Annotated in this window: 18 protein-coding genes; 13 read left to right on the top strand and 5 right to left on the bottom strand. The window is 70.6% G+C overall.

The annotated features are described in order from the left end of the window. A partial coding sequence (locus G3N18_RS12895) for a DUF3060 domain-containing protein (protein WP_196384684.1) occupies nucleotides 1-429 on the top strand: 429 nt, incomplete at its 5' end. A gap of 34 nt (nucleotides 430-463) precedes the next feature. On the opposite strand, the gene G3N18_RS12890 is transcribed toward G3N18_RS12895, so the two are convergent. Next, complete coding sequence (locus tag G3N18_RS12890; RefSeq protein WP_230404170.1) at nucleotides 464-1075, bottom strand: murein hydrolase activator EnvC family protein; 612 nt, start codon at nucleotides 1073-1075, stop codon at nucleotides 464-466. A gap of 362 nt (nucleotides 1076-1437) precedes the next feature. Between G3N18_RS12890 and rpsB the strand changes: the two genes are divergently transcribed. The 9 genes from rpsB to G3N18_RS12845 all read left to right on the top strand — a co-directional run bounded on the left by rpsB (nucleotide 1438) and on the right by G3N18_RS12845 (nucleotide 8213). Further along, the gene (gene rpsB, locus G3N18_RS12885; RefSeq protein ID WP_196384683.1) at nucleotides 1438-2379 is read left to right on the top strand and encodes a 30S ribosomal protein S2; all 942 of its coding nucleotides are present in this window, start codon (nucleotides 1438-1440) and stop codon (nucleotides 2377-2379) included. Between the two features lie 90 nt (nucleotides 2380-2469). Then, a complete protein-coding gene (gene tsf / locus G3N18_RS12880) occupies nucleotides 2470-3297 on the top strand; it encodes a translation elongation factor Ts (RefSeq protein ID WP_141380707.1) in 828 nt (275 codons plus the stop codon). A gap of 115 nt (nucleotides 3298-3412) precedes the next feature. Next, nucleotides 3413-4132 carry a UMP kinase gene (pyrH, locus tag G3N18_RS12875; protein ID WP_141380708.1) on the top strand — a complete coding sequence of 240 codons (720 nt, stop codon included), beginning with the start codon at nucleotides 3413-3415 and terminating at the stop codon, nucleotides 4130-4132. Nucleotides 4133-4189: 57 nt separating this feature from the next. Then, nucleotides 4190-4744 (top strand): ribosome recycling factor, encoded by a 555-nt coding sequence (gene frr, locus G3N18_RS12870; protein WP_196384687.1) that lies wholly within the window; start codon nucleotides 4190-4192, stop codon nucleotides 4742-4744. Between the two features lie 4 nt (nucleotides 4745-4748). Further along, complete coding sequence (locus tag G3N18_RS12865; protein ID WP_196384682.1) at nucleotides 4749-5771, top strand: phosphatidate cytidylyltransferase; 1023 nt, start codon at nucleotides 4749-4751, stop codon at nucleotides 5769-5771. Beyond that, on the top strand, nucleotides 5768-6334 hold the full coding sequence (locus G3N18_RS12860; protein ID WP_196384681.1) for a DivIVA domain-containing protein: 567 nt from the start codon (nucleotides 5768-5770) through the stop codon (nucleotides 6332-6334). Before G3N18_RS12865 ends, G3N18_RS12860 begins: the two co-directional genes overlap by 4 nt. Before the next feature lie 58 nt (nucleotides 6335-6392). Beyond that, nucleotides 6393-7193, top strand: a complete 801-nt coding sequence (locus G3N18_RS12855) for an aggregation-promoting factor C-terminal-like domain-containing protein (RefSeq protein ID WP_314856110.1) — start codon at nucleotides 6393-6395, stop codon at nucleotides 7191-7193. A 4-nt stretch (nucleotides 7194-7197) separates the two neighbouring features. Then, entirely contained in the window at nucleotides 7198-7479 is a 282-nt protein-coding gene (locus tag G3N18_RS12850; RefSeq protein WP_196384680.1) for a hypothetical protein, read from the top strand. Next, nucleotides 7479-8213 carry an alpha/beta hydrolase gene (locus G3N18_RS12845; RefSeq protein ID WP_196384679.1) on the top strand — a complete coding sequence of 245 codons (735 nt, stop codon included), beginning with the start codon at nucleotides 7479-7481 and terminating at the stop codon, nucleotides 8211-8213. Before G3N18_RS12850 ends, G3N18_RS12845 begins: the two co-directional genes overlap by 1 nt. A gap of 9 nt (nucleotides 8214-8222) precedes the next feature. On the opposite strand, the gene G3N18_RS12840 is transcribed toward G3N18_RS12845, so the two are convergent. Further along, nucleotides 8223-9302 carry an AI-2E family transporter gene (locus tag G3N18_RS12840; RefSeq protein WP_196384678.1) on the bottom strand — a complete coding sequence of 360 codons (1080 nt, stop codon included), beginning with the start codon at nucleotides 9300-9302 and terminating at the stop codon, nucleotides 8223-8225. 176 nt (nucleotides 9303-9478) lie between these two features. Here G3N18_RS12840 and G3N18_RS12835 point away from each other — a divergent pair, with 176 nt between their 5' ends. Both G3N18_RS12835 and G3N18_RS12830 read left to right on the top strand, forming a co-directional pair. Then, nucleotides 9479-11257, top strand: a complete 1779-nt coding sequence (locus G3N18_RS12835) for a DUF8094 domain-containing protein (protein ID WP_196384677.1) — start codon at nucleotides 9479-9481, stop codon at nucleotides 11255-11257. Further along, nucleotides 11257-12213 (top strand): tetratricopeptide repeat protein, encoded by a 957-nt coding sequence (locus G3N18_RS12830; protein ID WP_196384676.1) that lies wholly within the window; start codon nucleotides 11257-11259, stop codon nucleotides 12211-12213. The genes G3N18_RS12835 and G3N18_RS12830 overlap by 1 nt, the downstream gene beginning before the upstream one ends. 53 nt (nucleotides 12214-12266) lie before the next feature. On the opposite strand, the gene glgB is transcribed toward G3N18_RS12830, so the two are convergent. The 3 genes from glgB to glgX form a co-directional block, all read right to left on the bottom strand. Continuing rightward, nucleotides 12267-14417 carry a 1,4-alpha-glucan branching protein GlgB gene (gene glgB / locus G3N18_RS12825; protein WP_196384675.1) on the bottom strand — a complete coding sequence of 717 codons (2151 nt, stop codon included), beginning with the start codon at nucleotides 14415-14417 and terminating at the stop codon, nucleotides 12267-12269. Continuing rightward, entirely contained in the window at nucleotides 14414-16471 is a 2058-nt protein-coding gene (locus G3N18_RS12820) for an alpha-1,4-glucan--maltose-1-phosphate maltosyltransferase (RefSeq protein WP_420827099.1), read from the bottom strand. The genes glgB and G3N18_RS12820 overlap by 4 nt, the downstream gene beginning before the upstream one ends. 149 nt (nucleotides 16472-16620) lie before the next feature. Continuing rightward, complete coding sequence (gene glgX, locus G3N18_RS12815; protein WP_196384674.1) at nucleotides 16621-18687, bottom strand: glycogen debranching protein GlgX; 2067 nt, start codon at nucleotides 18685-18687, stop codon at nucleotides 16621-16623. Nucleotides 18688-18706: 19 nt separating this feature from the next. Here glgX and G3N18_RS12810 point away from each other — a divergent pair. Next, the coding region (locus G3N18_RS12810) for a cysteine desulfurase family protein (RefSeq protein WP_196384673.1) at nucleotides 18707-19371 on the top strand (665 nt) is incomplete at its 3' end.

The raw sequence follows: 19371 nt of genomic DNA, 5'->3' as shown, positions 1-19371 counted from the left end.
ACCTCCGCGCCCGGCGCCGCGACGACCCCGCCGGTCGCGGAGAGCGCCATCGCCTGCCCGGGCGGCACCGCGTCGATCGCGGGGCAGGGCGGCGCGTTCGTCGTCTCGGGCGACTGCGCGCATGTCGTGGTGCAGGGCTCGGCGCAGACCGTGCGGATCGACGGCGGCGCGCCGGGCGACCTCATCGTGCGCGGCGAGGGCAACGTCATCGTCGCGGGCGAGCTCACGGCCGCGACGATCGAGGGCCAGACCAACCGGATCGCTGCTCCGCGGCTCGGGAGCGTCACGGTGCGCGGCGACCACAACGACATCGACGTCGCCGGCGAGGTCGGGTCGCTCCTCATCACCGGTAACAGCAACACGATCGCCGCGGCGACCCTCGGTAGCGTCACCGTCGCCGGCGACGACAACACCTACCCGGGGTCCTGACCGCGCTCGGCGCGCGGCCGCGCGGGGCGATGCGTCAGCAACACGGCAGCAGCACCGCCCGCGGAACCTCACCGAGCAGCAGCATCGGGTTGATGTACGCGCCGTTCCTCCGCACCCCGAAGTGCACGGCGCCGGGCGGGGTGTGGCCACCGGCATCCGTCACACCGACGACGTCTCCGGCGGCCACGGCGTCGCCGATCGTGACGGTCGCGCTCACCGGCTCGAGCGTCGTCACGAGTCCGTCGCCGTGGTCGATCGTCACGAGTGGCCGCCCCGCCACCCGCCCCACGAACGCGATCGTGCCCGCCGCGGGCGTGTGAACCTCCGCCCCCGGTGCCGCCGCGAGGTCGATGCCGCGATGCCCGGGTCCGTATTCGTGCGCGGGTGCGACGAACGGCGCGACGATGCGCGGCGGCGCCACGGGCCACTGCCACCCGGCCAGCGCGGGGTCCGAGGCGTCGCTCGGCAGGCCGAGCGCCCCGGCGAACGCCGCGCCCGCGCCCACCCACATGGTCACCGCTCCCGCGCCCCCGCGAACCGGAACGGATGCCGAGGCATCCGACGGCGCGGCGGATGCCAGTATCGCGGCGACGATCGCCGCGGGCAGCAGCACCCGGGCCCGGGCGTGACCTCTTCGCATCCGCATCCGTCCACTCTCGCCGCGCTGACGGATGCAGGGGAGTCGCCTGCGCGGATCTGTGGACGGATCGCCGAATCCGTCCGCGGGGGAGGAGGCGCCGCGCTGGGCCTCCCGCGCTGGGCCACCCGCGCCGAGCCGCGCCGAGCCCGCCCGAGCCGCGCGGCGCGATCCCCGACTGATACACTGGGAGTCGCACCCCGCATGTCGGGGTGACTACGCGTGCCCAGAGCGCGAGCCGGATCGAGGTCCGGCCGCGTGGCATCCGCACCCTGAGGTCTCACCGCTCCGGCGGCGAGCGGGTGTGCGCCGGGCGCCAGGAGCATCGGCCGATCGGTCGAGCGAGAAACCCAGAACAAAGGAGAACGGCCATGGCCGTCGTCACCATTCGCCAGCTGCTCGACAGCGGCGTGCACTTCGGACACCAGACCCGCCGGTGGAACCCGAAAGTCAAGCGCTTCATCCTGACCGAGCGCAGCGGCATCCACATCATCGACCTGCAGCAGTCGCTCGGTTACATCGACAAGGCGTACGAGTACGTCAAGGAGACGGTCGCCCACGGCGGCACCGTGCTCTTCGTCGGCACCAAGAAGCAGGCGCAGGAAGTCATCGCCGAGCAGGCGACGCGCGTGGGCCAGCCCTACGTCAACCAGCGCTGGCTCGGTGGCCTGCTGACCAACTTCCAGACGGTCTCCAAGCGCCTCGCGCGCATGAAGGAGCTCGAGGAGCTCGACTTCGAGAACCCCGCCGACTCGGGCTTCACGAAGAAGGAGCTGCTGCTGAAGAAGCGCGAGCTCGACAAGCTGCACAAGTCGCTCGGCGGTATCCGCAACCTGCAGAAGACGCCGTCGGCCATCTGGGTCGTCGACGCCAAGCGCGAGCACCTCGCCATCGACGAGGCCAAGAAGCTCGGCATCCCCGTGATCGGCATCCTCGACACGAACGCCGACCCCGACGAGTTCCAGTTCCCGATCCCGGGCAACGACGACGCGATCCGCTCGGTGGGCCTGCTCACCCGCATCATCGCCGACGCCGCCGCCGAGGGCCTCATCCAGCGCCACAACCCGACCGACGAGGCCGCCGAAGCCGAGCCGCTCGCCGACTGGGAGCGCGAGCTGCTCGAGCAGGGCTCGGCCGACCAGTCGTCGGCGAACACCGCCGAGGTCGCTGACGTGACCGAGGCCGCGGCCGAAGAGGCCGAGGTCGTCGAGAACGTCGCCGAGGTCGAGACCATCGCGACCGAGTCGGCCGCCGACGAGGCCGGCGCCGCGGCCAAGGCCGCGGGCGACGCCGCGGCCGTCGCCGCCGAGTAAGGCTCACACACCACTCTCGGTGCGGGATCGTCGCGACGCGCGTCGATCCCGCACCGGCATCCACTCACCACGATCAAGGAGCCACCACCCATGGCAAACTTCACCATCGCCGACATCAAGACGCTGCGCGAGCAGCTGGGCACGGGCATGGTCGACACCAAGAAGGCGCTCGAGGAGGCCGACGGCGACCTCGAGAAGGCCGTTGAGATCCTGCGCCTGAAGGGCGCGAAGGGCAACGCCAAGCGCGCCGACCGGTCGACCAGCGAAGGCCTCGTGACCGCGGTCGCCCACGGCGACAAGGTCACCATCATCGAGCTGAACACCGAGACCGACTTCGTCGCGAAGAACGAGCGCTTCATCGCGCTCGCCGACAAGGTGCTCGAGGCGGCCGCCGCCGTCGACGCCGACTCGGTCGAGGCGGCCCTCGCCGCCCCCGCCGGCGACCAGACCGTCGCGGAGCTGATCTCCGACGAGGCCGCCATCATCGGCGAGAAGGTCGAACTGCGTCGCGTGCGCACGCTCTCGGGCGACAAGTTCGAGATCTACCTGCACAAGACCAGCAAGGACCTGCCCCCGCAGGTCGGCGTGGTGCTCGTCTACACGGGCGACGACGCCGAGACCGCGCGCTCGATCGCGCAGCACATCTCGTTCGCCAACCCCACCTACCTCTCGCGTGACGACGTTCCCGCCGACGAGGTCGAGAAGGAGCGCGAGATCGTCACCGAGATCTCCCGCAACGAGGGCAAGCCCGAGGCTGCCCTGCCGAAGATCGTCGAGGGCCGCGTGAACGCGTTCTTCAAGCAGGTCGCCCTGCTCGACCAGGACTACGCGAAGGACAACAAGCTGTCCGTCGCGAAGGTCGCTGACGACGCCGGGATCACGATCACCGACTTCGCCCGCTTCAAGGTCGGCGCGTAAGTCGCCTCTGGGGGTCCGCATTCGCGAGGATGCGGACCCCTTTCCCATGCCTGCCGCCGTCACGTGTCGGCGCGGCCCGGGCTGCGATACTCTGCCACACGACGAGAGGAACCCCGTGATCGATGAGAACACCGGACGCCGCCGCGTCCTGCTGAAGCTGTCCGGCGAAGCGTTCGGCGGGGGGCAGCTCGGCGTCAACCCCGATGTGGTCGGCCAGATCGCGCGCGAGATCGCCGCAGCCGTCGACCGGGTCGAGGTCGCGATCGTCGTCGGTGGAGGCAACTTCTTCCGCGGCGCGGAGCTCAGCCAGCGCGGCATGGACCGCGGCCGCGCCGACTACATGGGCATGCTCGGCACCGTCATGAACGCGCTGGCCCTGCAAGACTTCCTCGAGCAGGCCGGCGCCGCGACCCGCGTGCAGTCGGCCATCTCGATGACGCAGGTCGCCGAGCCCTACATCCCGCGCCGCGCGGAGCGTCACCTGGAGAAGGGGCGCGTTGTGATCTTCGGCGCCGGTGCGGGCCTGCCGTACTTCTCCACCGACACCGTCGCCGCCCAGCGTGCGCTCGAAATCGGTGCCGATGAGGTGCTCGTCGCCAAGAACGGTGTCGACGGCGTGTACACGGCAGATCCGAACAAGGATGCTTCGGCCACCAAGATCGACGAGATCACCTACCAGGATGCCCTGCAGCGCGGGCTCAAGGTCGTCGACTCGACGGCGTTCAGCCTCTGCATGGACAACGGGATCGACATGCGCGTGTTCGGGATGGAGCCGGCCGGCAACGTCACGCGCGCGCTTCTCGGTGAGCGGATCGGCACGCTCGTCACCGTCTGAGCGGCGACACCGGCCCGCACTAGACTTGCCCTTACTGCAACAACGAATGGAGTGACCGTGATCGCCGACATCCTGGCCGACACGTCCGGGCGCATGGACCGCGCCGTCGAGGCCGCGAAGGAAGACTTCGCGACCGTCCGCACGGGACGCGCCAACCCCCAGCTGTTCCAGAAGGTGATGGTCGACTACTACGGGTCGCCCACCCCGCTGTCCCAGCTCGCGTCACTGAACGCCCCCGAGGCGCGCACGCTCGTCGTGACTCCCTACGACAAGTCGGCGCTGAAGGCGATCGAGCAGGCCATCCGCGACATCCCGAACCTCGGGGTCAACCCCACCAACGACGGCAACCTGGTGCGCGTCACCATGCCCGAGCTCACCGCCGAGCGTCGCAAGGAGTACGTCAAGCTCGTGCGCACGAAGGGTGAAGACGCCAAGGTGCACGTGCGTGGCATCCGCCGCAAAGCCAAAGACGAGCTCGACGGGCTGAAGAGCGATGTCGGCGAAGACGACCTCGTGCGGGCCGAGAAGGAACTCGACCAGATCACCCGCGCGCACGTCGACGAGATCGATGCGGCACTGGGGCGCAAAGAGGCTGAACTCCTCGAGGTGTGAGGCGATGACCGACCCCTCCGGCGAACCCGCCGCGGGCGAGGACGCACCCCCGAACCGGGGGGCGGCCCGCCGACAGCCCGAGAGCTCCTCGGCGTTCCATGAGCACGTGCGCGCCGCGCGCAGCGAGTTCGAGCAGCAGATCGACCGCGCACGCGCCGATTTCGAGCAGGTGCAGGACCGCATCAACGAGCGCACGGGCCGCAATCTGCTGATGGCGACGCTCATCGGCCTCGCCGTGGGCGCCGTGGTGCTGGCGTCGCTGCTGTTCGTGAAGTGGTTGTTCCTCGTCTTCGCGATTCCGGTGTGCCTGCTGGGCGTGTTCGAGTTCGCCCGGGCGCTGCAGACCGCGGGCCGGCGCATCGATGTCGTGCCCCAGCTTGTCGCGGGCGCGATCATCATGCTTTCGGGCTACTTCTTCGGGCACTGGACGCACTGGGTCATCACCTTCGCGTGCGTCGCCGCCGTCATCGTCTGGCGGATGCTCGCGCAGATGGCCGCCAGTGACGGTCGGCGGTACGGCGACGTGCTCACCGACGTGCTGGTCACCGGCTTCGTGCCCCTCTACGTGCCCTTCCTCGCCTCGCTCGCCCTCGTGCTGCTCCGTCAGGATCAGGGCGAGCTGTGGGTGCTCGGCATGCTCGTCGTAGTCGTCGCGGCCGACACGGGCGCGTACGCGAGCGGTCTCGCGTTCGGCTCGCACCCGATGGCCCCGCGCATCAGCCCCAAGAAGACCTGGGAGGGCTTCGCCGGGGGAGCGGTGGCCACCACGATCACCGCCGTGCTCTACGCGCTGTTCGCCCTGCACACGCCGTGGTGGGTGGGGGTCATCTTCGGCGTCGTCATCCTCGGCTGCGCCACGGTCGGCGATCTCGGCGAGTCGATGATCAAACGCGACCTGGGCATCAAAGACATGAGCTCGTGGCTTCCCGGTCACGGCGGTGTGCTCGACCGACTCGATTCGATCCTCCCGTCGGCCGGCGCCGCGCTGGCGATGTATTTCCTGTTCTATCCGTTGGTGGGTGCATGACCGTTCAGACCGCGACCGAAACCGCTCCGTTCCCGCACACGTCGGGGCGGCAGAAGGGGTACCGCCCCGAAGACGTCGACGCGTTCCTCACGCGGGCGCGCGCGGCGTTCGAGGCATCCGATGTCACCGATGTCGACGCGAACACGGTGCGCACCGTCGCCTTCCCACTCGTGCGGCGCGGCTACCAGATCGCCGCGGTCGATGCCGCGCTCGGCCGGATCGAAGACGCCTTCGCGGCGCGCGAGCGCGAGCACGCGCTCGGCCGCGCGGGCGCCCGCGCGTGGGTGGGCCAGTCACGCAAGCTCGCGCAGGAGGTGCTCGACCGGCTCACGCGCCCGAAGCGGCACCGCTTCCGCCGGGTGGGGCTGCTGCGCTACGGCTACCGCATCGACGAGGTCGATCTCGTCACCGACAAGATCGCGCGTTTCCTCGAAGACGGTGAGCCGGTCACGGTCGACCAGGTGCGGTCGGTCGCGTTCCGCATGCAGCGCCGCGGGTACAGCGAAGCGCAGGTCGACGCGGTGCTCGACGCCGTGGTCGAGGTCATGCTCGCCGTCGTGTGAGACCTCTCATGAGCGCGCGATGGCACCGCCCGGCGGCGGCCGATAGACTCGACCCACTGTGACTTCCGACGCCGAGCTGACACCCGCGGCCGACCCGAAGACCTCGTCGCCCGCCGCGCGTACAGACACCCTGCGCAGGGACACCCTGCGCAGAGACGTCGCGCGCGCCGATGCCTCGCGAACGAGTGCACCACCGGCACGCACCACACGCCCCGCGGCGCCGGCGCAGCGCTGGTCGCGCCGCCGCGGCGTGATGAGCGCGTTCGCCCTCTTCGCGGTGGCCGCGTTCGGGGTCGCGTACATCGGTCCGCTGAGTGCGTCGACCACCCACGCCGAAGCGGCTGAGCTCGACCCGCTGTCGCTCTACGCCGGCACGATCGCCGACGCGCAGTCGTATCTGTCCCGCAGCGACGACACCGTGTCGCTCGGTCGCGACGGCATGGTCTACACCGTGTACGTCGCCCCGAAGCCCACTCCCACGCCGACCCCGACGGCCGCCGTCGACTCGTCGACCGCCTCGTCGGCGGCGTGGACGCCTCCGTTCGTCTCTCCCGACCCGGGCACGGCGCAGGCTGTCGCCTACTCGATGGTGCAGGCGCGCGGGTGGGGCGACGACGAGTTCGCGTGCCTCGTGGCGCTGTGGAGCAAAGAGTCGGGGTGGCGCGTGAACGCGTACAACGCGGGCAGCGGTGCCTACGGCATCCCGCAGGCGCTCCCCGGCAGCAAGATGGCCTCGGCCGGCGCCGACTGGGAAACGAACCCGGCTACGCAGATCGCGTGGGGCCTCGGCTACATCACGGGCCGCTACAGCACGCCGTGCGGCGCGTGGGCGCACTCGCAGTCGAGCGGTTGGTATTGAGCGGATGCCCCGCGCGAACCGTCGTCGCCGCGAACCCGAAGACGACTCGCTCGATCGCCTGCTCGCCGGCTGGAAGCGCACCGAGACGCGCCGCGGCGTGACCTGGACGGTGCAGCCGGTGAGTGCGGCAGCCGCCCAGAAGACGTACACGTGCCCGGGCTGCGGGCGCGAGGTCGCTCCCGGCGTCGCACACGTCGTCGTCTGGCGTGCCGACGGCGTGCTCGGCGACGCCGCAGACCTCGCGGCACGTCGGCACTGGCACGCGACCTGCTGGAGGATCGGCTGATGGAAATCCGTGGACCAGTGCTGCTGCCGGCGCGGCGCGAAGAGATCGAACTGCGCACCCTCGACGACCTCACCCTCGTGGGGGAGCTGGCTCTGCCCGAGCAGCGCGAACCCGTCGCGACGCTCGTGACCCTGCATCCGCTGCCGACCGCCGGCGGGTTCATGGACTCGCACATCCTGCGCAAAGCCGCGGCCCGCCTGCCCGCACTCGCCGACCTCGCCGTGCTCCGCTTCAACACACGCGGCACCGCGTCTCCCCGCGGCACGAGCGAGGGCGCGTTCGACGGCGGCCAGGCCGAGGCGTTCGACGTCGCCGCCGCGATGGACCTGGTGCGGGAGCGCGCCCTGCCGCGCCCGTGGCTGGTCGGCTGGTCGTTCGGCACCGAGCTGGCGCTCAAGTACGGTCGCGACCACGACGTCGAGGGCGTCATCCTGCTCTCGCCGCCGCTGCACCGGGCGACCCCCGACGAGGTGGCCGCGTGGGCGGGTGACGACCGCCGCATGGTCGTCGTCGTGCCCGAGTTCGACGACTACCTGCGCCCCGACGAGGCGCGCGAGCGTTTCGCCGCGGTGCCGGATGCCACGGTCATCGCCGTCGAGGGCGGTAAGCACCTGTGGGTGGGGGAGAGCCAGACCCGCCGCGTGCTCACCGAGATCGTGGCGGCCGTCAATCCCGACGCCCTGCCGCTGCCGACCGAGTGGGATGACCAGGCCGAGTGGGACGACCAGGAGTAGGGCGGCGCGTCACCGCTCGTTCTGACGCGGCACGATCACCTGGCGGTAGATGATCAGAATGCTCGCCGCGACGGGGATCGCGACGAGGGCGCCGAGCAGGCCCAGCAGCGATCCGCCGGCGAGGGCGGCGATCACGACGACGGCGCCGGGCACCGACACGGCGCGGTTCATGATGCGCGGCGAGAGGATGTAGGCCTCGACCTGCATGTAGATCGCGTAATAGATGAGGGCCACGAGAGCGGTCAGCGGCGACCCGAGCCCCGGGATGAGGCAGGTGAGCACGATGATCGTCGAGCCGGTGAGCGTACCCACGAGCGGGATGAGCGAGAAGAAGAACGCGATGACCGCGAGGACCGCGGGGAAGGGCGCGCCGATGATCGTCAGGAAGATCGCGCTCAACACGCCGTTGATGACGCCGAGGGTGACCTGCCCCATGACGTAGTAACCGACAGAAGCGGTGATCTGGTCGGCGAGGTCGACGAACCGGGCGCGCTTGGAGGCGGGCACGAGCTGGGCGACGGCGAGCTTGAGGCTCGGGGTCGATGCCGTGAAGTAGATCGTCAGGATGAGCACGATGAGCGCGCCGGTGAACCCGGCGATGATGCCGGCGCCGATGCCGAGGATCGTGTTGCCGGCGGCCGAGCCGATCTGCCCGAAGTCGAGCGTGTTGTACCAGTCGGAGATGTAGCCGAACACCTTGTCGACGTCGAGTGCGGGGAAGGTGGCGTGCAACCACGCGCTGAACTCGTCGACCGGGTTCCAATCGCCCGACACGATGCGCTCCACGAGGCCTTGGATCTGCGTGACCAGCTGGGAGATCTGACCGACGAGCACCGGGATGACGATGAGGATGATGCCGGCGAACACCGCGAGCACGACGGCGAAGGTGAGGAGCAGCGCCGCCCAGCGGGGCAGACCCTTGCGCTCGAGCCACGACACGGCGGGGTCGAGGCCGAGGGCGAGGAAGAGCGCCGTGCCGACGTAGAGCAGGATCGTCGAGAGCGACTGCACGCTCGTGATGATCAAGATTCCGACGCCGACGCCGAGGGTCGCGATCAGCGCGGTGCGGAACGGGTGGTGAAGCTTCACGCGTACTCCTCGGAGATGGCCGGTTCGATGCTCAGACTACGCACACTAGCGACGGCGACCGGATGCGACGCGGGGGTTGACAGCTCTCGGTCGATGCACAGGACATCTTCGCTAGTCTGGAACGTCGAGTGTGTGCTCCCGGACCCCGCCGCGGAGTGCGCGGGGAGGTGTGATTCGTGCGTTTCGTGTGGGCTGTGGCCGCTTTCGTGCTGGCTGCTCTCATGATCGGTGCCGGCATCGCGCAGCGCACGATCTTCGAGGGACCGAAAACCGAGAGCCAGGCGATCGAGGTCGCGGGCGACGCCCCCTACGTGCTGATCGACGGCTCGGTGCTCACGAGCCACGACGGCTCGCAGAACCTGCGCGTGCAGGAGGACGGCACGATCTTCGCCGCCTACGGCCGCACCGCCGACATCAAGGCGTGGCTCGCCCGCGCCGATTACACCGAGATCGGCTTCGACGCCGGAGAGATCACCTCGGCATCCGTCGCCGCCTCGGAGCCGGCGGCCGCCGGTGCCGCAGCTCTCACGCCCGCCGGCTCGGACCTGTGGCTCGACGAGTTCGAGCAGAAGGACGTGCTCATCACGCCGCTGCAGTTGCCGGCCGATATGAGCCTTCTCGTCGCGACCGACGGCACCCAGCCCGCTCCGCACTCGCTGACCGTGACCTGGCCCGTGCGCAGTTCGACCCCGTGGGCGGGGCCGCTCATCGTGGGTGGCTCGATCCTGCTGGTCGTCGGCCTTGTTCTGTATGTGCTCGGCGTGCGCCACGCGCGCCGCTCGCGCGGGCCGCGCCGCAAGGGAGTGCCCCTGCCGGTCACCGAGCCCATCGACCTCGCCGTCGAGGGCGCCGACAAGGGCGTCATCGCCGCGACCCCGTCGCGTCGCCGTCTCACGCGCGGCACGCAGGCCTTCACGGCCCTCCCGCTCCTCGCCGTGAGCGCCGTGCTGGTCACCGGCTGCACCGCGGATGCCTGGCCGCAGCCCGCCGCGAGCCCGACACCCTCGTCGAGTCAGAGCGTCGTCGTGCCCGACGATCAGGGCAGCCCCGTCGTCACGCAGGCGCAGGCCGAGCGCATCGTCGACCGCATCTCGAAGACGGTGGCGACCGCCGACGAGGCGCGCGACGCGATCGCCGCCGCCACACGCCTGGGCGGCACGGCGCTCGCGGTGCGCGAGACCAACTACACCCTGCGCGGTGCGATCCCCACCCAGACGGCACTCGCGCCGATCCCTGACGGCAGCCTGCAGGTGATCCTGCCCGAGGCCAACGACGAGTGGCCGCGCACGTTCTTCGCCGTCGCCCCGGGCGGCGAGGGCGCCGACGAGTCCGATCTGATCCTCAGCGTCTCGCAGCAAGACCCGTGGGCGCCCTACAAGCTCACCTCGATCGCGACCCTCACCTCCGACACGAAGCTGAACCTCGCGCCCACCTACGTCGGGGCGATCCCGATCCCGGCCGACTCGCCGTTCCTCGCGATCGCGCCCGACGACCTCGCCGCCGCCTACGCCGATGTGCTGACCAAGGGGACGGGGAGCGCCTACGCGGCCTCATTCGACGTGGCCGACGACGCGTTCCAGAAGCAGCTCGACGCGAACCGCACGCAGCGGCTCAACGACTTCAACCAGACCGGCGCGCAGACCGGCTCGCTGACCTTCTCGGCCTCGGCCGGCACCCAGCCGCCGGTGGCGCTCGCGACGCTCGACTCGGGCGCCATCGTCGCGGTCACCGTCGACGACCTCGACACCGTCGTGCCGACGAACGCCGACGCCGTGATCAAGGTCGACAACAACCCCATCGTGCAGACGCTCGCCGGGGTCGCGCAGTCCTCGACCGGATTCACGACGACCTACGCGAACCAGCTGTTCTTCTTCGTCCCCTCCCAGAGCTCGAAGGAGCGCATCAGCCTCCTCGGGTATTCGTCGAACGTCCTCCAATCGAAAGTGGTCGGCTGATGAGCGATCCCCGTCCGGGTGCCGTGCTGCGCGGCGCCGTCGACCTGTCGTCACTCCGTTCCCGCGCGGCCGCGCCCGCGCCCGAAGCCGGCGGCGGAGCGGCTGCGGGCGCCCCGGCCGGCGGCCCCTCGCTCGTGTTCGACGTGACCGACGCCACCTTCGGGCAGGTGCTCGAGCTGTCGCGCACCGTGCCGGTGGTCGTCGATCTGTGGGCCGAGTGGTGCGGCCCGTGCGCGCAGCTGAGCCCGATCCTCGAGAAGGTCGTCACCGAACTCGGCGGGCGCCTCGTGCTCGCGAAGGTCGACGTCGACGCCAACCCGCAGCTCGCGCAGGGGTTCCGCGCGCAGTCGATCCCGATGGTCGTCGCCCTCGTGGCCGGTCAACCGGTGCCGCTGTTCACGGGCGCCGTGCCCGAGCAGCAGGTGCGCGAGGTGTTCGGGCAGCTGCTGCAGCTGGCCGCCCAGCAGGGCGTCACCGGGGTCGTGCCGGGAGCAGGGGCGGATGCCCAGGCATCCGATCCGGCAGAGCCCGCCGAACCGGCGCTGCCGCCGCTTCACCAAGAGGCGTTCGACGCGATCGAAGCCGGCGACTATGCCCGCGCCGTGACGGCGTACGAGGCGGCCCTCGCCGAAGACCCGCGGGACGAGCAGGCGCGTGCTGGGCTCGGTCAGGTGCGCCTGCTCGACCGCGTGCAGCACCTCGACCTCGCCGAGACCCGGGCGCGCGCCGCGGAGCACCCGCACGACGTCGAGGCCCAGTTCGCCGCCGCCGATCTCGACCTGGCCGGTGGGCACGTCGATGACGCGTTCGGGCGCCTGCTCGACCTGTTCGGGGCGCTCCCGGCCGATGACCGCGCGCCCGTGCGCGAGCGTCTGCTCGAGCTGTTCGGCCTCGTCGGCGACGCCGACGCGCGCGTCATCCGCGCGCGCGGGCGCCTCGCCTCGCTGCTGTTCTGACGTAAGTTAGCACCGAACCGCCGCCGCCGTCATCGACAGCGGCGTCCGCGCTCTCAGGAGCTGTGCCCGAGCCAGAGCACGCCGAGGGGCGGCAGCACGAGCGTCGCGCGGCCGTTGTCGTCGGCGTGCACGACGCCGAGGTTGCCCACACCTGACCCGCCGTACTGCCGCGCATCGGAGTTGAGCAGCTCGGTCCACTCGCCGGCGGCCGGCAGGTCGAGGGTGTAGTTGTCGATCGGCGTGCCGGAGAAGTTGCAGACGATCGCGACGGTGTTGCCGTGGTGGTCGACGCGCGAGAACGCGATGACGTTCGGGTTCCAGCTCGGCTCACCGAGGCGGCGGAACGCGCTCCCGTCGCTGTCGCGCGACCACAGCGGCGCGTGCTCGCGGTAGACGCGGTTCATGGCGCCGACGAACTCGAGCAGCTGGCGGTGCGGCGGCTGGTCGAGCATCCACCAATCCAGGCCCCGGCTCTCGGACCACTCCGAGAGCTGACCGAAGTCTTGCCCCATGAACAGCAGCTGCTTGCCCGGGTGCCCCCACATGTAGGCGAGGAAGGCGCGCACGTTCGCGAGCTTCTGCCAGTGATCGCCCGGCATGCGGGTGAAGAGGGTTCCCTTGCCGTGCACGACCTCGTCGTGGCTGATCGGCAGCACGAACCGCTCGCTGAACGCGTAGACGAACGAGAACGACAGCTCGCCCTCGTGGTGGGAGCGGTACATCGGGTCGCGCTGGAAGTAGACGAGCGAGTCGTTCATCCAGCCCATGTTCCACTTGAAGCCGAACCCGAGGCCGCCCTCACTGGTCGGCGCGGTGACGCCGGGGTAGCTGGTCGACTCTTCGGCGATCATCGCGATGCCGGGGTAGCGCTTGTAGGCGGTGCCGTTGACCTCTTGCAGGAACCGGATGGCCTCGAGGTTCTCGCGGCCGCCGTAGATGTTCGGCTCCCATTCGCCCTCTTCGCGCGAGTAGTCGAGGTAGAGCATGGATGCCACGGCGTCGACCCGCAGACCGTCGACGTGGAACTCCTCGAACCAGTACAGCGCGTTCGCGACGAGGAAGTTCCGCACCTCGTTGCGGCCGTAGTCGAAGATCAGCGTGCCCCAGTCCTTGTGCTCGCCGCGTCGCGGATCGGGGTGCTCGTAGAGCGCCTCGCCGTCGAACCGGGCGAGTGCGAAGGCATCCTTCGGGAAGTGCCCCGGAACCCAGTCCATGATCACGCCGAAGCCGGCCTGGTGCAGGCGGTCGATCAGGTAGCGCAGGTCGTCGGGGGTGCCGAACCGGCTCGTGGGTGCGTAGTACCCCGACACCTGGTAGCCCCACGAACCGCCGAACGGGTGCTCGGCGAGCGGCAGGAACTCGACGTGCGTGTAGCCCACCTCGGTGAGATAGTCGATGAGCGGGTCGGCGGCGTCGCGGTAGCCGAGCCCGGGCCGCCACGACCCGAGGTGCAGCTCGTAGGTCGACATCGGCTGATCGGTGGGCGAGCGGCGGGCCCGCGCGGCGAGCCAGTCGTCGTCGCCCCACGTGTACGACGATTCGTAGACGACGGATGCCGTGGCCGGCGGCACCTCGGCCCACGAGGCCATCGGGTCTGCCTTCAGGATCCAGCCGCTGTGCGGGGTGAGGATCTCGTACTTGTACACGGTGCCCGCACCGAGCCCCGGCACGAACAGCTCCCACACGCCGGTGGAGCCGAGGCTGCGCATCGCGTGCGCGGCGCCGTCCCAGCCGTTGAAGTCGCCGACGACCCGCACGGCGCGGGCGTGGGGGGCCCAGACGGCGAACGAGACGCCGGTCACCCCGGTGAAGTGCCGCACATGGGCGCCGAGGACGTTCCAGAGCTCTTCGTGGCGGCCCTCACCGATCAGGTACTGGTCCACCTCGCCGAGCGTCGGCAGGTGCCGGTACGGGTCGTCGCTGCGGAAGTCGGGGCCGCCGTCGTAGGTCGCGACGAGCTCGTAGGCGGCGGGCTGGCTCGGCGTGCGACCCTCCCAGACGCCGCCGCGCACGTGCTGCAGCGGCACCTCGCCGCCGTCGGCGGTGATCGCCGTGACGGTCTTCGCCATCGGACGGCGGGCGCGGATCGCCCACGACCCGTCCGCGAGCGGGTGCGGGCCGAGCACGTCGTGCGGGGCGTGGTACGCACCCGCCGCGACGGCGTCCCAGACGGATTCGGGAACGTTCTCGACGACGGTGCTCATGGGCGCTTCCTCACGTGCAGGATGTGGACGGGCTCGACGAATGCGTCGAGGCGGACGAAGGCATCCTGATTCCAGGTCCACACGGCACCGGTGATGAGGTCTTCGACCTCGTACTCCCAGCCTCGGGGCACGCCCCACACGGTGGTGTCGAGGTGCACCATCGTCTGGCGCATCGAGTGGGGATCGACGTTCGCGACGACGATGATCGTGTCGGACTCTCCGGATGCGGTGAGGGCGCCGTCGATGTGCTTGCTGTAGACGAGGATGGCGTCGTCGTCGCTCCAGTGGACCTTCAGCCCCCGCAGCTGGCGGAGGGCCGGGTGCTGCCGGCGGATCTCGTTGAGGCGCCGCAGGTACGGGGCGAGCGAGTCGCCGTCCGCCTCCGCCTGCTCCCACTCGCGGAACTTGAACTCGTACTTCTCGTTGTCGATGTTCTCTTCGGAGCCCGGCCGTGCGACGTTCTCGTACAGCTCGTACCCGGCGTAGACGCCGTAGGTGGCGCCGCCGGTCGCGGCGATGGCGGCGCGGATCTTGTACGCCGGGCGACCGCCGTACTGCAGATACTCGGTGAGGATGTCGTGCGTGTTGACGAAGAGGTTCGGGCGCATGAAGTCGGCGGTCTCGTCGGAGATCGACTGCAGGAACTCCTCGAGCTCCGCCTTCGTGTTGCGCCACGTGAAGTACGAGTAGCTCTGCTGGAAGCCGGCCATCGCGAGGCTCCGCATGACGGCGGGCCGGGTGAACGCTTCGGAGAGGAAGATCACGTCCGGATCGTCGGCGTTCACCGTCGCGATGAGCCACTCCCAGAACTGCAGCGGCTTCGTGTGCGGATTGTCGACGCGGAAGATCTTGACGCCCTGCGCGATCCAGTGCCGCACGATCCGCAGCATCTCGGCGTAGATGCCGGCCGGGTCGATGTCGAAGTTGAGCGGGTAGATGTCCTGGTACTTCTTCGGCGGGTTCTCGGCGTACGCGATCGACCCGTCGGGCAGGGTCGTGAACCATTCCGGGTGCTCGGTGACCCAGGGGTGGTCGGGTGCCGCCTGCAGGGCGAGGTCGAGGGCGACCTCGAGGCCTTGCGCCTGCGCCTGCCGGACGAACCAGCGGAAGTCGGCGGGCGAGCCGAGCTCGGGCAGGATCGCGTCGTGGCCGCCCTCGACGGCGCCGATCGCATAGGGGGACCCGGGGTCGCCGGGCTGCGCGTCGAGAGTGTTGTTGCGACCCTTGCGGTTGATGCGGCCGATCGGGTGGATGGGCGGCAGGTAGACGACGTCGAACCCCATCCCGGCGACACCGGGCAGGCGCTGCGCGGCGGTTCGGAACGTGCCGCTTCTGACGGTGCCGTCCTTCCGGCGCTTCGCTCCCTCGGACCGCGGGAAGAACTCGTACCAGGCGCCGACGCCGGCTCGCTCGCGTTCGACGAGCAGTTCCAGGTCGGGGCCGACGGTGAGCAGGGAGCGCAGCGGACGTTCACGGAAGAAGGCGGCGAGCTCCGGGTCGCGGACGACGGCGAGGGCATCGTCGTCCGAGGCATCCCCATCGCGCAGCGTCGCCGCCGCGGCGATCAGGGCGCGGATCTGCGCGGCCCCGCGGTCTTTCTGCGTCGCCGCCTCGGTGAACAGGCGCGCACCGATCTCGCGCATGAGCGCCGTGTCGACGCCGGCGGCGATCTTGAGATCGGCGGCGTGCTGCCAGGTCGCGACGTCGTCGGCGAATGCCTCGAAGCGGAAGGTCCACACGCCCTGCTCGATCGGGGCGACGACGGTGCGCCACCGGTCGAAGCCGTCGCGCAGCGGCTCGAGGCGGTGCAGGCTCTCGGCCCCCGACGGCGAGGTGAGGCGCACGTGCACGCCGATGAGGTCGTGTCCCTCGCGGAATGCGGTCACCTGGAACGGCACCGCTTCGCCCGAGAACGCCGACGGGCGGAACCGAGGGTCAGGCGTCGCTGGGCGGGGCGAGGACAGCGGAATGCGCCCGATGCGGGTTCCGGCATCGGTCTGCGTCGGCTCGGCAGGGCGCAGCGGAATCTGCGAGCCGCTGCGCAGAACGGGCACGGCGCCGCCTTCGGCGGGCTGCGGCCTGCGCGGACCGGAAGCGGACGTTCTCGTTGTCGTGGCCACGTCTCGAACCTACCGTCGCCCTCCGCTTCGCGGAACCTGCCGCTCCGGGGAGCGTGCCCCTCCGTTCGGCGTCGTCTTCGGAATCACGGGTCCATCCGGAACAGGTGCAGCGCCGTGCCCGGCAGCGGCACGACTGAGCCGGGGGCGACTGCGGCCTCCGTGTCGTCGGGACGCTCGGGCACGCTCGACCACAGGGACGTGTAGGCGGAGACGCCGTCGACACGGGGGAGGGTGACTTCGACGGGGCGCTCGTTGCCGTGCACGATCAGAAGGATCCGATTCGGCGCCTCGGTCTCGGGCGTTGAGGCGGCCACGTACTGCAGGGTCCGGTGCGCGGGGTTCGTCCACCGCTCGGGTGACATCGTGTCGCCGTGCTCGTCGTACCAGTCGATCACCGAGGCGCTCGGCACCGTGCGGTCGGCGTGCGCGAACCGGCGGGGACGGAGGGCCGGGTTCTCGTGCCGCAACTGCACCAGACGGCGGACGTGGGCGAGCAGGTCGTCCTGCCAGGGCGCGTGCTGCCAGTCGAGCCACGTGAGCGGCGAGTCGTGGCAGTACGCGTTGTTGTTGCCGCGCTGCGTGCGGCCGAACTCGTCGCCCGCCGTCAGCATCGGCACGCCCGCCGACAGCAGCAGCGTTCCGATGAGGTTCCGCATGGCCTTCCGCCGGGTGGCCAGGATGACCGGATCGCCCGTCGGCCCCTCGGCGCCGTGGTTGAACGACCGGTTGGTGTCGGCGCCGTCGCGGTTCTGCTCGCCGTTGCCCATGTTGTGCTTGACGTCGTACGAGACGAGGTCGCGCAGCGTGAACCCGTCGTGCGCCGTGATGAAGTTGACGCTCGCGAGCGGCCCGCGCTCGTCGCTGAATGTGTTCGACGACCCTGCGAGGCGGGTCGCGAACCCGCCGGCACCGACGGGAGGCGTTGAGGCGCGACGGGTGTAGTCGACATCGCTCAGCCAGAAGTTTCGCACCCGATCGCGGTAGCGGTCGTTCCACTCGCTCCACCCGGTGCCGAAGCCGCCCGTCTGCCAGCCGCCGAACCCGACGTCCCAGGGCTCGGCGATCATCTTCAGGCCCGCCAGACGCGGGTCTTCGACGATCGCCCGCAGCAGGGGATGGTTCGCGTCGAACGCGTGGTCGGCCCCGCGCCCGAGCGTCGGGGCGAGGTCGAAGCGGAACCCGTCGACGCCGACGGTGTGCGCCCAGTAGACGAGCGAGTCGAAGACGAGGCGCGCCGCGGCATCCGTCGATGTGTCGACCGCGTTGCCGCAGCCGGTGACGTCGACGTAGCTGCCGTCGTCGTGCTGGCGGTAGTACCCGGCGTTGTCGATGCCGCGGAAGCTCGGCCGGGGGCCGCCGATGCTGAGCTCGGCGGTGTGGTTGTAGACGACGTCGAGGATCACCTCGATGCCGGCGGCGTGCAGGCCGCGCACCATCTGCTGTACTTCGCGCAGCACGGCTTGCGGTCCTTCCTCGCGCGCGGCGGCCGTCGCGTAGGCGCCGTGCGGGGCGAAGAAGCCGACCGTGTTGTAGCCCCAGTAGTTCGTGAGCCCCTGGGAGAGCAGCCGCGGCTCGGTCTCGAACGCGTGGATCGGCAGCAGCTCGACGGCGGTCACGCCGAGCGTCGTCAGGTGCTCGATCATGGCGGGGTGGGCGACGCCGGCGTAGGTTCCGTGCAGCGCCGGCGGAACACCGGGATGCCTCTTGGTGAGGCCCCTCACGTGCGCCTCGTAGATCACCGTGCGGTCGAGCGGTGTCTCGGGGCGCCCGGCGGGGGGCGCGGCCGGCGAGGAGTCGATGACGACCGAGCGCCACTGTCCGGGTCTCGCCGGCACGATCGCGCGGGCGTACGGGTCGAGAAGCAGCGACTCCTTGTTGAAGGTGTTGCGGGGGCCCGCGGGACCGTCGACGCGAAGCGCGTAGTGGGTGCCGAGGGCGAGCTCGGGCGTCGTCACCTGCCAGACGTCGCCCCCGGTGGGAGTGAGGGGGACGATCGCGGTGATCCAGTCGAGGTCGGTGTCGTCGAACACGACGAGTTCGACGCTCGACGCTGTGCCCGACCACACGCGCAGCGTGCCGCCGCCGGGGCCGAGGGTGACGCCGAGATCGTCGTAGACGGGGTCGAGGAAGGACGGCTTCGGGCTGGGCATGCGCTCTACAGTAGTGAGGATGATCTACCTCGATCACGCGGCTTCGACGCCGCTGCGGCCCGCCGCGCGCGATGCCTGGATCGCCGCGACCGCCGAGGTCGGCAACGCGTCGTCGGTGCACGGGTCGGGGCAGGCCGCCCGGAGGGTGCTCGAAGACGCCCGCGAAGAGGTCGCGGCCCGCCTCGACTGCCAGCCGATCGAGGTCGTGTTCACCGGCGGCGGCACCGAGTCGATCAATCTCGCCCTGAAAGGCCTCTGGTGGGCGCGGCCGGGGAACACCGGCGCCATCGTGCTGCCCGACGGCGAGCACCACGCGACCCTCGACACGGCCGCCTGGCTCGCGACGCAGGGCGCCGTGGTTCGACCGGTCGGTCTCGACGCGGTCGGCCGGATCGCCCCGGCGAGCTTCGCCGAGGCGATGGGATCGGATGCCGAGGCGGCGGCGCTCGCGACGGCTCTCGTCGTCAACAACGAGGTGGGGACGGTGCAGGATGCCGCGGCGCTCGCCGCCGCGGCGGCCGAGGCCCGGGTGCCGCTGCACCTCGACGCGGTCGGCGCGGTCGCGCATGTGCCCGTCTCGTTCGCGGGGTGGCGGGGCGATGCCCGCGGTGCGTCCGGGCTCGTCGCGCTGAGTCTGTCGGGCCACAAGTTCGGCGCGCCCGTCGGCACGGGCGCGCTCGTCGT

This window comes from Microbacterium paulum (assembly GCF_015707995.1).
Taxonomy (GTDB): Bacteria; Actinomycetota; Actinomycetes; order Actinomycetales; family Microbacteriaceae; genus Microbacterium; species Microbacterium paulum.
The sequence above is the reverse complement of the archived record's forward strand: the minus strand, read 5'-3'. Positions and strand labels throughout refer to the sequence as shown.

Coding starts and splice junctions, on each gene's coding strand:
- G3N18_RS12890 (WP_230404170.1), bottom strand. CDS start 1,075: ATGCGGATGCGAAGAGGTCACGCCCGGGCCCGGGTGCTGCTGCCCGCG.
- rpsB (WP_196384683.1), top strand. CDS start 1,438: ATGGCCGTCGTCACCATTCGCCAGCTGCTCGACAGCGGCGTGCACTTC.
- tsf (WP_141380707.1), top strand. CDS start 2,470: ATGGCAAACTTCACCATCGCCGACATCAAGACGCTGCGCGAGCAGCTG.
- G3N18_RS12865 (WP_196384682.1), top strand. CDS start 4,749: ATGACCGACCCCTCCGGCGAACCCGCCGCGGGCGAGGACGCACCCCCG.
- G3N18_RS12860 (WP_196384681.1), top strand. CDS start 5,768: ATGACCGTTCAGACCGCGACCGAAACCGCTCCGTTCCCGCACACGTCG.
- G3N18_RS12850 (WP_196384680.1), top strand. CDS start 7,198: ATGCCCCGCGCGAACCGTCGTCGCCGCGAACCCGAAGACGACTCGCTC.
- G3N18_RS12845 (WP_196384679.1), top strand. CDS start 7,479: ATGGAAATCCGTGGACCAGTGCTGCTGCCGGCGCGGCGCGAAGAGATC.
- G3N18_RS12830 (WP_196384676.1), top strand. CDS start 11,257: ATGAGCGATCCCCGTCCGGGTGCCGTGCTGCGCGGCGCCGTCGACCTG.
- glgB (WP_196384675.1), bottom strand. CDS start 14,417: ATGAGCACCGTCGTCGAGAACGTTCCCGAATCCGTCTGGGACGCCGTC.
- glgX (WP_196384674.1), bottom strand. CDS start 18,687: ATGCCCAGCCCGAAGCCGTCCTTCCTCGACCCCGTCTACGACGATCTC.